The organism is Micromonospora sp. DT41, assembly GCF_049841715.1.
Classification (GTDB): Bacteria; Actinomycetota; Actinomycetes; order Mycobacteriales; family Micromonosporaceae; genus Micromonospora; species Micromonospora profundi.
The window spans coordinates 44,574-58,995 of sequence record NZ_JBNCKU010000014.1 but is presented as its reverse complement, the minus strand read 5'-3'; the positions used below and the strand labels follow the sequence as shown (position 1 = coordinate 58,995).

Here is a 14,422-nt window from a genome sequence, read left to right as displayed (position 1 = left end):
AACGTCCGTGCCCGGCGACAGGGTGACACCGGCAGCGGCGGTTGGAGGTCGCTACACCGTGCCGCCGGTGTTCCGGATCATCTGTCGGAGCACCTTGAGGGTCGTTACGTAGTCCGCGTCATCGATGCCCTCGTGGATGCGGGCCCGGACGGCCGGCGCGTGCCTCGCGAGGGTGAGGCGAGCCTCTTCCCCCGCTTCGGTGATCCGCAGCCTTCCCTCGTCGTCACGGACCAGCCACCCGCGCTCCAGCAGAACCTCCGCTTCGGCGTCCAGATCGTCTTCGGCCCGGAGATACGAGCTCATCTCCCGGCGGAGTTCGGTGACGGTCATCCCGCCGCCCTGCGGCAGAAGGTCGTTCGCGGAGAGGTTGCGCAGCAGCCAGAACTGGGGCTGCGTGAAGCCGTGCTCGGCGTGCCGGGCACGGGTGAAGGCGATGAGAGCTTCGTAGGCGACGCCTGTCCAGTAGGCGGCAGGTTGGCGCGCGAGCTCGACGTCGGACAACTGCTGCATCGTCATGAGATGCGCCTCCCCCGGTGATCGGTCACGACGAACGTAGAACCTCAACCAGGGTTCAGCTCAAGCGCATGGCGGCGGGGTGCGGCCCCGGGGCGGGTGGGCACTATCGTTCTGGCGTGCACATTCGTTTCGACGTCCCAGCCGATCCCGCGTACCCGGGCCGCGTGGCCGCTGCGCTGAGCAGTGTCCGGCTGCGCCGGTTCAGCTATATCGGCGCAGTGCTGGTGGCGGTCGGGGTGATCGCTTTCGTCGTCTCGCGGGGCTTCGCCGGGGGCGACCGGTTCTCGTCGCTGTACCTGACGCTTGTCGTGGCTGGCGTGCTGTCGATGCTGTACGCGCCATGGGTCCGATGGCGCGCCCGACGCCGCTCCGGTGGCTACGCCGTCGAGGGCGCCTACGACATCACCGACGACAACATCATGATGCGTAGTGGCTCGGAGTCCGGCGGCATCGCCTGGGACGGTGTCGCCAAGGTGACGGACACCCCGGAGTTCTGGATCGTGTACGTCGACAGGATGCCGGCGACGGTGATCCCCCGCCGCCTGATGACCGCCGAGGACGACGAAACGCTGCGAGCGTTCATTACCGACCGTGGGCTGCTCCAGCCCCGCTGAGACGCCGAGCGGCCTCAGCGAGGGGTACGACGTCGACGAAGTGCCCACACTCCCCCGACGATCGCCACCGCCGTCGGGAGGAGGCAGCAGAGGGACAGCAGGACCAGATGCCACGGCTTGATTGCTCCCATGGCCGTGAGAGTAGGCGTCCCCGCCAATCGCGGCTGACCCGGTGGAGGCTCAGCGGCTCAGGGGTTCGCGGGCGCTCCGAATCGGCTTGCCCGCCCAGGGCTGTCGGTCTAGCGTCGTGGGGCACCTCCCGGTGCGCAGGCAACGGCTACTTCCTCTGCAAAAGGGGAGACGTGGGTTCGAATCCCACCGCCACTTCGGTGGTGTCGACCAGCGGCCCAGGTCACCTTGGCCCGCAAGGGCCGGTCGCCGTCGCCGGTTCGATCTCGGGATGTGCGCTCACGCCGCACGGCCGGTGCGACGGACACGGCTACTTCATGGTCAAGGCCCGGTTAGGGCCTGCGGTTCGAGCCCGCTAAAACCGTGTCCACCCTTTGATCTCGGCCGTCCGGCGTGACCACCTTCCTCAATCACAAGATCGCAAACTCCGTTGCCCGGCCGTCACCGCCCCGCTACGGTCGTGACCGCACCTCCCGGTGCGCAGGCAACTGTCACTTCCGAAGGGGTCCAAGCCCCGGCACAGCAGTGACTGGCCTCGATTTCGGGGAGCGCGACCACACCACACACCCGGTGCGCAGGCAACGGTTACTTCGGGATCCGCAGATGGGGGTTCGAATCCCCCGACACCTTCGGGTGGATGGTTCAACGGACAGAACGGCGGACTAGTCCGTGGCCGACTCTGATCTCGGGTGTGTGGTGCGGTGGCGCCTCCCCGGCCGACTGACGTGGGGGACGTCATGGCCAAGTTCAACCTCAAACCGCGCCGCCTCCGGCCGGTGACCGCCGAGGGTGCGCCCGCGTTCACCCGTGAGCCGCGCCTCGAACTGTTCCTACTCGGTGTGTCGAACATGGTCGGCGAGGACACCTTCTACGAGGGCGCCACCGATCGGGACGCCCGTTTCCGGAACCTCGTCGCCACCGTCGCCGTCGCCGATCCCGACTGGTTCGCCCGCTTCGTACCGTGGCTGCGGACCAGCGCGATGATGCGCTCGGCGTCCGTGGTGGCGGCCCTGGAGGGCGCCCGCGCCCAGGTCGCCGCAGGTGTGCCGGGTTCGCGGGCGGTCGTGGACGCCGCGTTGCAGCGTGCGGACGAGCCGGGCGAGGCTCTGGCGTACTGGCTGGCCCGCCACGGACGGGCCCTGCCCAAGCCGGTGAAGCGGGGCATCGCCGACGCGGCGGTGCGGCTGTACACCGAGCGGAGCCTGCTCAAGTACGACTCCGTCGGAAACCCGGTGCGGTTCGGTGACGTCATCGACCTGACCCACCCCACAGCGAAGGACGAGCGGCAGGGCGACCTGTTCCGGCACGCGCTGGACCGCCGGCACGGGCGGGACAACCCGCTGCCGGCGTCCCTCGCGATGCTGGCGGCGCGGCACGCGCTCATGGCGCTGCCGGTCGAGCAGCGCAGGGAGGTCACCGATCCGACGGTGCTGGGCGCGGCCGGTATGACGTGGGAGGCTCTGGCCGGGTGGCGACAGAGCGCGCTGGACGACGCGGCGTGGGAGTCGATCATCCCGAACATGGGCTACCTGGCCCTGCTGCGTAACCTGCGCAACTTCGACCAGGCCGGCGTCAGTGACGCGGTCGCGCAGACGGTGGCGGCCAGGCTCGCCGACCCGGGCCAGGTCGCCGGCTCACGGGTGCTGCCGATGCGTTTCCTGTCGGCGTTCAACGCCGCGCCGAGCCTGCGGTGGGCGTACCCGCTGGAGACCGCGTTGCAGCAAGCCCTGGTGAACGTGCCGGCCCTGGACGGACGGACCCTGGTCCTCATCGACACGTCCGGTTCGATGCAGAGTCCGTTCAGCAAGGACGGCACGCTGCGCTTCTGGGACGCCGCCACGGTGTTCGGCCTCGCGCTGGCCGCACGGGCGCAGGCTGCCACTGTGGTGTCGTTCTCCAATGCCAGCCGGGTGTTCCCGTCGGTGGCGGGTGAGTCGGTGCTGGCGGCGGTGCGCCGGTTCAAGGACGACGGCTACTTCTACGGCATGGGGACGGAGACCGAGAAGGCGGTACGGGAGCACTACGACCGGCACGACCGGGTGGTCGTCCTCACCGACGAGCAGGCTCACTGGCACGGCAGGGCGGACGTCGCGGCGGCGGTGCCCGCACAGGTGCCCGTGTACACGTGGAACCTGGCCGGATACCGGGCCGGGCACACGCCGACCGTCGACAACCGGCACACCTTCGGAGGCCTGTCCGACGCCGCGTTCGCGATGATCCCGCTCATCGAGGCCGGGTCCCGCGACCAGTGGCCCTTCTGACCGGCGGGGTGCCGATACCCCGCCGGTCAGGCCGCTGGTCACGGCCTCCGGTCGTCGGGCATCAGGTCGCCTCGGGCCGCCACCACGGTTCGAGCAGGGCCGGGTCGGCGACGTAGCTCCTGACCTGCGTACGCTCTGGCTCGGTCAACGTGAGCTCGCGCAGCCGGGCTCCCCATTCGGGCACCCGGTCGGTCTTGCCCAGCGCGACTGACAGTTCGATCAGCCCGGCGAGCGCCTTCGCCTGCTCGACCACCGGGGCGTCCTCGGCACGCCGTCGCATCCCCGAGTCCAGCGCCCGGTAGGCCGCCCGATCGTCCATCTTGAACTCGCGCAGGATCCGCGCGTTGTCGAGCACCCGAGTCAGCCCTTGCAACTCCTTCGACCCGCCGTACTCCAGATCCTGCGGCTCGTCGCGCTGGATGAAGACGATGGAGTTTCCCGACGGGTCGAAGATGGTGAACCGCGACGCGCCGGAACGGTAGCGGGTCATCCGGGGCAGACCCTTGACCAGCACCTTGCCGTACGTGCGGCGCATCGCCTCGGTGAACGCCGCGTGGTACGGCGCGACCGCGTCCACCATCACGAGGCAGCCGCCGGTGGTCTCCTTCGTCGGGTCCAGGTTCTTCGGCGCGGAGCCGTAGCTCAGTTGGAACCCACTCCACGCGAACGCCAGGTACACGTACGGTCTGGTCTGCTCGTAGGTCACGTCGAACCCGAGTGCGCGCCAGAACGTCAGGGTCTCCTCGGGCGACACACAGTGCAGCAGCGGAACGGTGGTCTCGTTGGGTTGGACGCGGTCCTCGTCGGTCGTCATGCCACTTCCGATCCCGTAGACAGGCCGGCCATTGTGCCAGCATCGACGAGGTGTCGCGTGCCTTTCCGTCTCCTACCCGGGGAGGAGGCGGCGCTCCGACCGCCGGTCGCAGCCGGGGCTCCCGGTCGGACGCGGGCGATCCGCCCAGCCAGCAGTCTTACAGGCATGAGATTCGAACTTCGCCGGGCGGCACACTGGCACCGCCCACTCATGTTCCTCGTCGCCGCGATGGCGGTGATCGCCGTCGCCTGCGTGGTCGGCATCGTCGTCGACTCGCGGGTCCTCACCGGCTCGCCGATCTGGCTCAAGCCGTTCAAGTTCGCGGTGTCCTTCGTGCTGTACGGCACGACGCTGGCCTGGATGCTCTCCCTGCTGCCGCGCCGGATCCGGGCCGCGGAGTGGGCGGCCACGGTCATCGTCGCGATGGCGGTGGTCGAGTTGGCACTGATGGTCGTGCAGGTGGCACGGGGTACGACAAGCCACTTCAACGGCACCACCCCGTTGAACGGAATCATCTTCGCGGCGATGGGCGCGTCGATCACGATCCTGTTCCTCGCACACCTCGTCATCGGGATCGTGGTGCTGATACAGCGCATTCCGGACCGGGTCGCCGCGACCGCCGTCGCCTGGGGGCTCGGCCTGTCGCTGCTGGGCATGCTGTTGGCGGTGCCGATGATGCTACCCACCCAGAACCCCGGGATCGAGGGAATCAGCGGGGCGCACAGTGTGGGCGTAACTGACGGCGAGGCGGGTCTGCCGATGGTCGGCTGGAGCACCATCGGAGGCGACCTGCGGATCGGGCACTTCGTGGGCCTGCACGCCCTGCAGGCGCTGCCGATCCTGGCCATCCTGTTGAACCGGTTCGCGACGCGGCTGGACGAACGGACCCGTGCCCGGCTGCTGGTCGTCGCGGGCGCGGCGTTCGGCGTACTCACGTTGTTGTTGACCTGGCAGGCCCTGCGCGGACAGCCGCTGCTGCGCCCGGACGCCCTCACGCTGGTCGCCGTGGCCGCCCTGGCGGTCGCGACCGCTACCGCCGCCGGCCGGGTGCTGGCGCGCGGACGCCGCCACCCGGATCTGGCGTTGGCCGCATGACCGCGACGCTGTTCACACTGACGTTCGCGGTGGCCGCGCCGTTCTGGGCGCTGATGATCCTGTTGCCGCGCTGGTCGTGGACCGCCCGGATCATCGGCTCGCCGCTGATCGTGCTGCCGGTCGTGATGATCTACGGGCTGCTGGTGGTCCCGGCGCTCGGGGAGGTGCTGCCGGCGGTGGCAGCACCGTCCCTGGACGAGATGCGCGACCTGCTGGGCACCTCCGACGGCGCGGCGGCCGGCTGGGCACACATGATCGCGTTCGATCTGTTCGTGGGTCGCTGGGCGTGGCTGGACAGTCGGGAACGGGAGGTGCCGGCGCTGGTCATGGCTCCGGTGCTGGTGCTGACCATCCTGCTCGGACCGCTCGGTCTGGCCGCCTACCTGGGCGTGCGGACCCGCTGGCCGGCGCCCGCTCGTGCCGCCGCACCCGCAGTAGGCTGATCCGGTGACGTGGGAGCGGCGACTGTTCGACGCGCGGGAGACTCTCGTGCGGATGGTGCTACTCAACCTCAGCGGGCTGGGCTACCTGGTCTTCGGCACGCAGGGCAGCCACCCACCGACGGGGACGCAGTGGATCCTTGGGGTGGCCGCGTTCACGGTCGGCCTGCTGCTGCACGGTCGGCCGGTGCTCAACCTGGCGGCGCAGGCCGCGCTGCTGGCGGTCGCCTTCTGCCTGATCGACGACATCATGATCAACCAGGTGGGCGCGAGTTGGGCGCTGTTCGAGGTCGCCATGCAGGCACGTCGATCCCGCACTGTCTGGATGGCCGCCGTGGCGCTGGCCGCTGTCAACCTGACAGACTCGATCGGCGACCCGCTCGACAAGGTGGCCTCCGGCGTCGTCGGGCTGGCCCTGGAGGTCGGCGTGCCGGTGCTCCTCGGGCTTGTCATCCGCACCAACCGGGAGCTCAGCCGGCAGGCAGTGGAGCGGGCGGCGGCCGAGCAGCGCCGGCACGAGTCGGAGAGCCGGGCGGCGCGCGCCGACGAACGCAGCGCCATCGCCCGCGAACTGCACGACGTCGTCGCGCACCACGTGGCGTCGATGGTGCTGCGCATCGGCGTGGCCCGGCACGTGCTCACCGACCTGGACCCCCGGGTGGACGAGGTGTTCGACGACGTGCACGGCACGGGCGCCGCAGCCCTGTCGGAGCTGCGCCGGCTGGTCGCGGTGCTGCGCGACCCCGACGGGGTACGCGGTGACGCGGCGCTTACCGCCATCGACCCGTCGGCGCTCCCGGCGGCGCTCGGCGCGACGGTGGACCGGGCCCGTCGTGCGGGCATCACCGTGCAGGCCGACATCGACCCGGCCGTTGGCGCGCTCGACGCGGTGCGGGGCCTGGCGGTGCTGCGGCTGACCCAGGAGGCGCTCACCAACGTGGCCCGTCACGCCGGCCCGGCCGCGCTGGCGCACCTGACGGTCGCCGTCCACGACGACACCGTGCACTGGGAGGTCACCGACGATCGCCACGGCGGCGGGCGCGGGTTGGGGCCGGACAGCGCTGGGCGCGGCGGCCGGCCGCCGGTGGTGCCGGGCGGCGGCGGGCACGGCATCACCGGCATGCGGGAACGCGTCGACGTCCTCGGTGGCCGGCTGGAGGTGGGGCCGACCGAAACGGGGTGGCGGGTACGCGCAGTCCTCCCGCATGTGACCGACGCATCCGTCGCCGGGACGCGTGCCGGATCGGTGCCCCGGGACCGCGCGACGCCGAACCTGTCGCCCTCGCCAGAACCGGAGCCGGCATGATCCGCGTCCTGCTTGTCGACGACCAGCACCTCATCCGTGCGGGCCTGCGCATGCTGTGCGAAGCGCAGCCCGACATCGAGGTGGTAGGCGAGGCCGACAACGGCCGGGACGCGGTCACCCTCGCCGCGCGGCTCGTCCCCGACGTCGTCGTCATGGACCTGCGCATGCCGGGCGTCGACGGGATCACCGCGACCACCCGCATCCTCGCCGAGCGGCCCGCCGCCCGCGTACTGGTGCTGACCACGTTCGGCGACGACGACCATCTCTACCCCGCCCTCACGGCCGGCGCCTGCGGCTTCCTGCTCAAGGACGCACCCCCGACCGAACTGCTGGACGGCATCCGCCGCGCCGCCACGGGCGACAGCCCGTTCAGCCCGGAGGTGCTGCAACGCCTCGTCCAGCGCGCCGTGCACGCCCGCGCCGGGGCGCCGCGACCGGTGCACGGCCTGACAGCCCGCGAGCAGGACGTCCTCGCACTGGTCGCCGAGGGCCTCACCAACGCCGAGATCGCCGAACGGCTACACATCGGCGTCACCACTGTCAAGACCCACATCACGAGCCTCATGACCAAGACCGAAAGCCCCAATCGGGTACGCCTGGCCCTGTTCGCCAGCAGCCGCTGAGGCTCTCCGGCCGACTGATCGCCGCGCACTGATGACATGCGTCTCGTGGCGACGACGCCAGGCTCCGGGCGTACGGGCGGCGGATTACCGTGGCTGTCGCGTCCCGTCGCCGGTTGCCACCGCGCGGGCGGCGGGCGGGTCCACGAGAGGCGGGGTCTGGGCAGTGACGTCCGAAGGGCGGAGTGGCAGTGACGTCCGTATGGCGGGGTCGGCAGTGACGTCGGAGCAGGTCATCCGGGCTGTCCCGGACGCGGCGGCGGCCGATGCGGACGTGCTGGTCACCGTGCGCGGGGGCACGCTGCGCGGCCGGCGAGCAGACGGGCTGACGGTCCTGCGGGGCGTCCGGTACGCAACCGCCGACCGTTTCGCGGCACCCGTGCCGGAGCGGCAGTGGTCGGGGATCCGCGACGCGCGGGAACACGGTGCCGTCAGCCCTCAACCTCCGGCCCGGGCCACGACAGCCGGCGGCTGGTGCGAGGTGGGCGTGCAGTCGGAGGACTGCCTGAACCTGACCGTCGTCACCCCGGCGGCCGACCGCGCCGCGCGGCCGGTGCTTGTCTGGCTGCACGGCGGCTCGTACCGTTCCGGCGCGGGCTCCTGGGACCGCTACCGCACCGACAGGCTCGCCCGCGAGGGCGACGTGGTGGTGGTGAGCGTCAACTACCGGCTCGGGGCGCTCGGCTACCTGCGGGCGCCGGGCATCTCCCCCGGCAACCTGGGTCTGCTGGACCAGATCGAGGCGTTGCGCTGGGTCCGCGACAACGCGGCCGACCTGGGCGGCGATCCGGCGAACGTGACACTTGTGGGGCAGTCGTCGGGCGCCCACTCGGTCGCCTGCCTGCTCGGCGTGGAGCAGGCCCGACCGCTGTTCCGTCGGGCGGTGTTGCAGAGTCCACCGCTGGGCATCGGGCTTGCCGGCGAGCGCGCGGCCGGCCGAGTCGCCGACCGTTTCATGGCCCGGCTGGGGCGCGACCCACGGGAGGCGTCCCTCGCGGAGATCGTCGCCGCGCAGCAGCTGGCCGAGCGGGATGTGGCCGCGCGCAGCGGATTCGGGCTCGCCCCGGCGTACCAGCCGGTGGCCGGCGTGTCTCCTCTCCCGGACGTGGCGGGTTGGCGGGCCGCCTGGCGCGCGGGCGCCCCGGGCCTTGAGGTGGTGCTCGGCACGACCCACCGCGAGATCGCCTACTTCCTGGCCGGCGGCCCGCTCTCCCGGCACGTACCGCTTGTCGGGCGGGCAGTGGAGAACGCGGCCATCCGGCTCTCGACCCGGTCGGTCTTCACCCGACCCACCTTGCGCTTCGGCAGGCAGTTGGCGCAGGCGGGCGCGCAGGTCTTCGCGTACCGCATCGACGGGCCGGCACCGACGTCGCCGTACCACGCCTGCCACTGCAGCGACCTTCCGCTGCTCTTCGGTGACGAGGCCGACTGGGCGCAGGCGCCGATGCTCGCCGGGCAGACCTGGGCCGAGGTGGCCGCGCGGGGTGGCCCGCTACGCGCAGCCTGGCTGGCATTCGCCGCCGGCGGAGCGCAGGCGTTGACAGCGCAGGGCTGGCCGCGGTACGCGGGTCGGGGCGGCAGTATCCAGCGTTTCGGGTAGCCGCCGCCCGCCGGTGACTGCGGAGTCGCCGTCACCGACCGCAGGCGTACCCCTGCATGCCTCGCGGGTTCGCGCCGGCCGCGAGCACACCGGTGGCCGGGTCGCGGCTCACCGCGCAGAGGCGGCCGAGGCTCCACGCGTCGGAGAGCCGCACCTCGTGCCCGTACGCCCGCAGCGCCGCCACCGTCGCCTCGTCGAGCCGGTCCTCCACCACCAGGACGCCAGGTTCCATGGCGCGCGGATAGAACGACTCCGGCAGCCCGACCGTGTGGAACGCTGGCGCGTCGATGGCCTCCTGGATGCTCTGGCCGCCGACGAGGTGGCGCAGCAGGAACGGCACCTGCCACTGGTCCTGCTGGTCGCCGCCGGGGGTGCCGCAGGCCAGCACCGGCTGCCCGTCGCGGTGGACCATCGTCGGGCTCAACGTGGTGCGGGGTCGCCGGCCCGGTGCGAGCGACGAGGCGAGGCCTTCCTCCAGCCAGAACATCTGCAACCGGGTGCCCAACGGGAACCCCAGTTCCGGGATCGTCGGTGAACTCTGCAACCAGCCGCCGCTCGGGGTAGCGGAGATCATGTTGCCCCAGCGGTCGACAACGTCCACGTGGCAGGTGTCGCCCCGGGTCACACCGTCCGACTGCACCGTCGGCTCCCCGGTCGTGGCGTCCGACCGGTCGGCGCGCCCGACGGCACCGGCCCGGACGTGCGCCGGGAGTCGCGGCTGCGCCCCGTCGGGGCGCCCCGGACGCAGTTCCCACGATGCCCGGTCACCGATGAGGGCTGCCCGCTCCCGCGCGTACTCCCGGGACAGCAGCGCCTTGGCCGGCACGTCCGCGCCGTCGCCGTACCACGCCTCACGGTCGGCGAAGGCGAGCTTGAGCGCCTCGACCTGGGCGTGGATGCCGAACGCGGTCGCCGGGTCGTACGCGCCGGGGTCGTCGAGGGCGTCGAGGACGGACAGCGTCTCCAGCAGCACCGGGCCCTGCCCCCAGAAGCTCGTCTTCGCCACCGAGTAGCCGTGCCAGTCGAGGGTCACCGGTTCCTCCCAGGTGGCCGAGTAGGCGGCCATGTCGTCGCCGGTGACGAGACCGGCGTGCGGGCGTCCGCTGGAATCCTGGAACGGCCTGCGGCTGAACCTGTCGATCTCGTCGGCGACGAACCCCGTACCCCAGGCTCGTCGCGCGGCCTCGATCTGGGCCTCCCGGTCGGTGCCGGCCGCAAGGCCGGCTTGGACCAGTCGCCGCAGGGTCCGCGCGTACGCCGGGTTGGTGAACCTCTCCCCCGCCGTCGGTGGCCGGCCGTCGCGCAGCCACAGCTGGGCGGACGTCGGCCAGTGCTCCTCGAACAGCGACCGGACGGCCGTCACCGTGTCGACGACCCTGCCCAGAAGCGGGTGACCGGCGTCGGCGTAGTCGATCGCCGGCTCCAACACCTCGGCGAGCGTGAGCGTGCCGTGCTCGCGCAGCAGCAGGAGCCAGGCGTCGACGGCGCCCGGTACTGCCGCCGCGAGCGGACCGGCGCCGGGGATGAGGTCCATTCCGAGGGACCGGAAGTGCGCGATGGTGGCGCCAGCCGGCGCCGGTCCCTGCCCGCACAGCACCTTCGGGGTCGGGTCCTGGGCGGTGGCCACGATGGCGGGCACCTCGCCGCCGGGTCCGTTGAGGTGCGGTTCCACGACGTGCAGCACGAACCCGGCGGTGACCGCCGCGTCGAAGGCGTTCCCCCCGCGCTCCAGCATTCCCATGGCGGCCTGGCTGGCGAGCCAGTGCGTCGAGGACACCATGCCGAAGGTTCCCCGCAGCGTCGGCCTGGTGGTGAACGTCATGGCAACACCTCACTCGTCTGTGCGGCCCCGGCCGGAACCGTCGCGGACCAGCGTGACAAGCACGAGCAGCGCGAGCAACGCCACGACCGCGCTGAAGATCTCGGCGGCGGTCCGTAGGCCGATCGCCTGGGCGAGCAGGCCGACCGCGACCGCCGGCACGCCCAGCATGGTGAACAGGATGGCGAAGAATGTCGACACCGTCGCACTCTGGTGCTCGTGCGGGGCCTTCACCGTGATGGTGGCGATGCCGTCGCCCACCGCCACCCCGGAGGCCACCCCGTTGACCGCCGCACCGAGGAACAGCGGGAGCAGCAGCACCATCGACATGCTGAGCCCGATGAGGGCGGCCCCCACGATCAGGCCGGCGCAGGCGGCGATCAGTGCGGCGCGGGAGGGCAGCACCCGGGTCAGGAGTTGCCCGAACGCGGCGCCGGTGAACGCCACGAACACCACGAGCGCGGCCAGGGTGTGCGACGTCCTGTGCAGTTCCATGCCGAGAAACAGGCCGCTGACCGCCGTGAGCACGCCCAGCGCCGCGAAGCCGGCGCCCGCGGTGAGCGCGGAGCGGACGAATTCGCCACGGATCTCCGGCGGCACGTGCAGCCGTTGCGGCCGCAGGTTCAGCGGCGAGCGATGCGGCACCGTCTCGGGCACTCCGATCATCAGGACGATCGCGACGATCGCCAGGATGAGCACGATGGCCCAGGGCACCCGCAGCGGATCGGGAGCGACGTCCGAGACGATCCCCGCCAACAGGGTGCCGGCGGACAGACCACCCAGGTTCGCGAAGATCGCCACGGTGGCGGCCCGCCTCGGATGGCTCGGGCTGATCAGCTCGCTCAACGCCGCCGTTCCCGCTCCGATCACCAGCGCGGCGGACAGGCCGGCGAGCACCCGACCGATCACGATCATCGCGAGGTCCACGGCGCCCAGGAAGACCGCGTCGGCGACGACCGAGAGGACGAGCGCGGCGAGGATGACCGGGCGGCGGCCGATCTGGTCGGCGAGGCGGCCGAAGAGCAGCAGGCCCACGACCACGCCGAGCGCGTACAACGCGTAGACCACTGTCACCGTCAACGACGAGAAGCCGAACTCCACCTCGTAGAGCGGGTAGAGCGGCGTCGGCACCGTGGTCCCCACCAGGGTGATCCAGAACGCGAACGCGACGCGTACCGCCGCCGAGGTGGACCTGGGCCGTGCCGTCGCGCCGTCGGCGTGGGTGGCGTTGGGCATGGTCAGTCCCTCCGGGGCTCGGCCATCACGGCGGGACCGCCACCCACATCCCCGCACCGTGGCGGCCGACCCCGCGTACAGCATGGGTGTCGACCTTGGTGGGGGTGCGGTCAAAGCCCTTAAACGCCCTCATCAGGTGGCGGATGTGCGGGCGGCCGGTCGCCGCCCGCACACGACACGCCATCACTCCGGGTACGAGGACCCCGGCTCGGTCCGCAGCATCCGCTTGAGCATGCGGTTGGCTTCCCGCATGTCATCGGTGATCAGTCGGGTGCGCACCGTTCCCTTGCCGGTCAGCTTGCCGCCCACCTCGAAGACCGCCGTCTCGCCCGGCAACGGCACCGCCTGACATCCGGTGTACGTCTCGGCGGGCAGCCGGCCGTCGAGCAGGTAGGCGTAGACCGGGTCGTCCACGCACGGGGTGTAGTACGGGAAGACGCCGTGGCTGCCCTCGTTGTCGACGCTGATCATCGACGCGCCGGGCAGCTTCTTCGACGCCGCCAGCGCACCCTCGTAAGCAGTGGCGACGTCGAGCTCGTCCTGAAGCATCAGCACCTTGGGGAACGTCTTCTTGTCGAACTTGGGCATCCGGTTGTTCGTCGACCAGTACGCGCAGGCCGGCGGGTTCTGCAGGTACGGGGCGACAAGCGGGGCGTCGCGGGTGAGGCGGCGGCTGAACGCGTTCCAGTGCCCGATGCTGTCGTTCCACTGCCCGTCCTGGCAGCGGATCACCTCGAAGACGTAGTCGATGTCGTACGTGTACTCGCCGGTGCCCTGCGCCAGCCGGCTCCGGTCACGTTGGGTCTTCAGCGCGGCCTCGGCGGTGACCCGTGCCTGCTTGATGTAGGCGCGGTCGTCGGCGGTGATCCCGGGCGCGACGAGCAGCTTCGCGGTGGCGGCGGCGAGGATCTGCTCGGGCGGCCAGCCGTTCCACTCCTCGTAGTACTGGATCACGGTGTTCACGGCCGCCGCCGCGGTCGGGTAGTTCTGGGTGTCGTAGAGGGCGCCGAGAATGAACCAGCCGAACATGAACGGACCCATGCCGACGCGGGTGCCGCCGGCCCGCTCGAACATCTCCCGGATCTTCATCGGGTCGGTGCCCCTGCCGTACAGGTCGTCATGGCGGGCCATGTACGGCATCAACTGCTCCTGGAACGCCCGGTCACGGGTGAACGGTTGCAGGTCCCACGTCTCCTGCAACGTGGGCGAGCCGACGGCGGCCACCGAGTCGAGCACCATGCGGTTGGTACGGCTGCCGAACGTGGCCGCGTACCAGGTGCCCAGCCACGTGCCGTACGAGTAGCCGAGGTAGTTGAGCTTGCGCTCCCCCAGCAGCACCCGGATGAAGTCCATGTCGTACGTGGTCTGCTCGGTGGTGATGTACCTCGTCAGCCCGGTGCTGCGGCAGCCGGCCACGTTGGCCTGGGTGATCTGGTCGTTCGTGACGTCGGTGTCGCGATAGGTCACCCGGCACAGCAGCGGGGTGCTCTGCCCGACGCCGCGCGGGTCGAACCCGATCACGTCGTAGTGCTCGGCGAGCGTCGGCGCGGACCGCGCCACGTACGGCGCCAGCGACAGGCCACTGCCACCGGGGCCACCCGGATTGACGAGCAGGATGCCCTTGCGGTCACTGCCGGAGGCGACGGTGCGGCTGATGCGTACCTGGATCGTCTGCCCGTCACGCGGGTTGTGCCAGTCGCGCGGGACGGTGACCGTCGCGCACGCCAGGCGCAGGTCGGCGACGTCCTCGGGGCTGACGCCGTCCAACCCGCACGGCTCCCAGGAGAGGCGCTGGTTGGTAAGTGACGCGGCCAGGGCGGCGGTGTCCGGCTCGGCCACCGTTGCCGCGGCGGCCGGGGTCACGGCCGCACCGCTGATCAAGACGGCCGCGACAAGCGTCGCGGTGAGCAGGGCGGCCGGCCGCCGTGAGCGGCGCGACCCGGTCGTGGGATGGGGCATCGTCCCGTCCTCT

At 71.4% G+C, this 14,422-nt stretch carries 12 protein-coding genes; 7 read left to right on the top strand and 5 right to left on the bottom strand.

Annotation, left to right across the window (positions count from 1 at the left end; genetic code table 11):
- Nucleotides 1-51 precede the first annotated feature (51 nt).
- Nucleotides 52-516: a MarR family transcriptional regulator gene (locus ACLQ23_RS24120; RefSeq protein ID WP_425881138.1), complete on the bottom strand. Its 465-nt coding sequence runs from the start codon at nucleotides 514-516 to the stop codon at nucleotides 52-54.
- 116 nt (nucleotides 517-632) lie between these two features.
- Here ACLQ23_RS24120 and ACLQ23_RS24115 point away from each other — a divergent pair, with 116 nt between their 5' ends.
- Nucleotides 633-1,130: a YcxB family protein gene (locus tag ACLQ23_RS24115; protein ID WP_355630025.1), complete on the top strand. Its 498-nt coding sequence runs from the start codon at nucleotides 633-635 to the stop codon at nucleotides 1,128-1,130.
- An 866-nt stretch (nucleotides 1,131-1,996) separates the two neighbouring features.
- Complete coding sequence (locus ACLQ23_RS24110; protein ID WP_425881137.1) at nucleotides 1,997-3,520, top strand: TROVE domain-containing protein; 1,524 nt, start codon at nucleotides 1,997-1,999, stop codon at nucleotides 3,518-3,520.
- A 61-nt stretch (nucleotides 3,521-3,581) separates the two neighbouring features.
- Here the strand turns inward: ACLQ23_RS24110 and ACLQ23_RS24105 are convergent, their stop codons facing one another.
- Nucleotides 3,582-4,334 (bottom strand): glyoxalase, encoded by a 753-nt coding sequence (locus ACLQ23_RS24105; protein ID WP_355588757.1) that lies wholly within the window; start codon nucleotides 4,332-4,334, stop codon nucleotides 3,582-3,584.
- Nucleotides 4,335-4,499: 165 nt separating this feature from the next.
- On the opposite strand from ACLQ23_RS24105, the gene ACLQ23_RS24100 reads away from it, so the two are divergent.
- From ACLQ23_RS24100 to ACLQ23_RS24080, 5 genes are all read left to right on the top strand, one after another.
- Nucleotides 4,500-5,429, top strand: a complete 930-nt coding sequence (locus ACLQ23_RS24100; protein ID WP_355588755.1) for a hypothetical protein — start codon at nucleotides 4,500-4,502, stop codon at nucleotides 5,427-5,429.
- Nucleotides 5,426-5,872: an ABA4-like family protein gene (locus ACLQ23_RS24095; protein ID WP_355588753.1), complete on the top strand. Its 447-nt coding sequence runs from the start codon at nucleotides 5,426-5,428 to the stop codon at nucleotides 5,870-5,872. The genes ACLQ23_RS24100 and ACLQ23_RS24095 overlap by 4 nt, the downstream gene beginning before the upstream one ends.
- Before the next feature lie 4 nt (nucleotides 5,873-5,876).
- Complete coding sequence (locus ACLQ23_RS24090) at nucleotides 5,877-7,175, top strand: sensor histidine kinase (protein ID WP_425735275.1); 1,299 nt, start codon at nucleotides 5,877-5,879, stop codon at nucleotides 7,173-7,175.
- Nucleotides 7,172-7,798, top strand: a complete 627-nt coding sequence (locus tag ACLQ23_RS24085; RefSeq protein WP_355588749.1) for a response regulator transcription factor — start codon at nucleotides 7,172-7,174, stop codon at nucleotides 7,796-7,798. The genes ACLQ23_RS24090 and ACLQ23_RS24085 overlap by 4 nt, the downstream gene beginning before the upstream one ends.
- 214 nt (nucleotides 7,799-8,012) lie before the next feature.
- A complete protein-coding gene (locus ACLQ23_RS24080; protein ID WP_355588747.1) occupies nucleotides 8,013-9,395 on the top strand; it encodes a carboxylesterase family protein in 1,383 nt (460 codons plus the stop codon).
- Between the two features lie 31 nt (nucleotides 9,396-9,426).
- Here ACLQ23_RS24080 and ACLQ23_RS24075 read toward each other — a convergent pair whose 3' ends face one another.
- From ACLQ23_RS24075 to ACLQ23_RS24065, 3 genes are all read right to left on the bottom strand, one after another.
- Entirely contained in the window at nucleotides 9,427-11,217 is a 1,791-nt protein-coding gene (locus tag ACLQ23_RS24075) for a gamma-glutamyltransferase family protein (protein ID WP_425881136.1), read from the bottom strand.
- A 9-nt stretch (nucleotides 11,218-11,226) separates the two neighbouring features.
- Nucleotides 11,227-12,450, bottom strand: coding sequence for an MFS transporter (locus ACLQ23_RS24070; RefSeq protein WP_355630013.1), 1,224 nt, complete (start codon nucleotides 12,448-12,450; stop codon nucleotides 11,227-11,229).
- Between the two features lie 183 nt (nucleotides 12,451-12,633).
- Nucleotides 12,634-14,409, bottom strand: coding sequence for an alpha/beta hydrolase (locus tag ACLQ23_RS24065; protein ID WP_425881135.1), 1,776 nt, complete (start codon nucleotides 14,407-14,409; stop codon nucleotides 12,634-12,636).
- Nucleotides 14,410-14,422 lie beyond the last annotated feature (13 nt).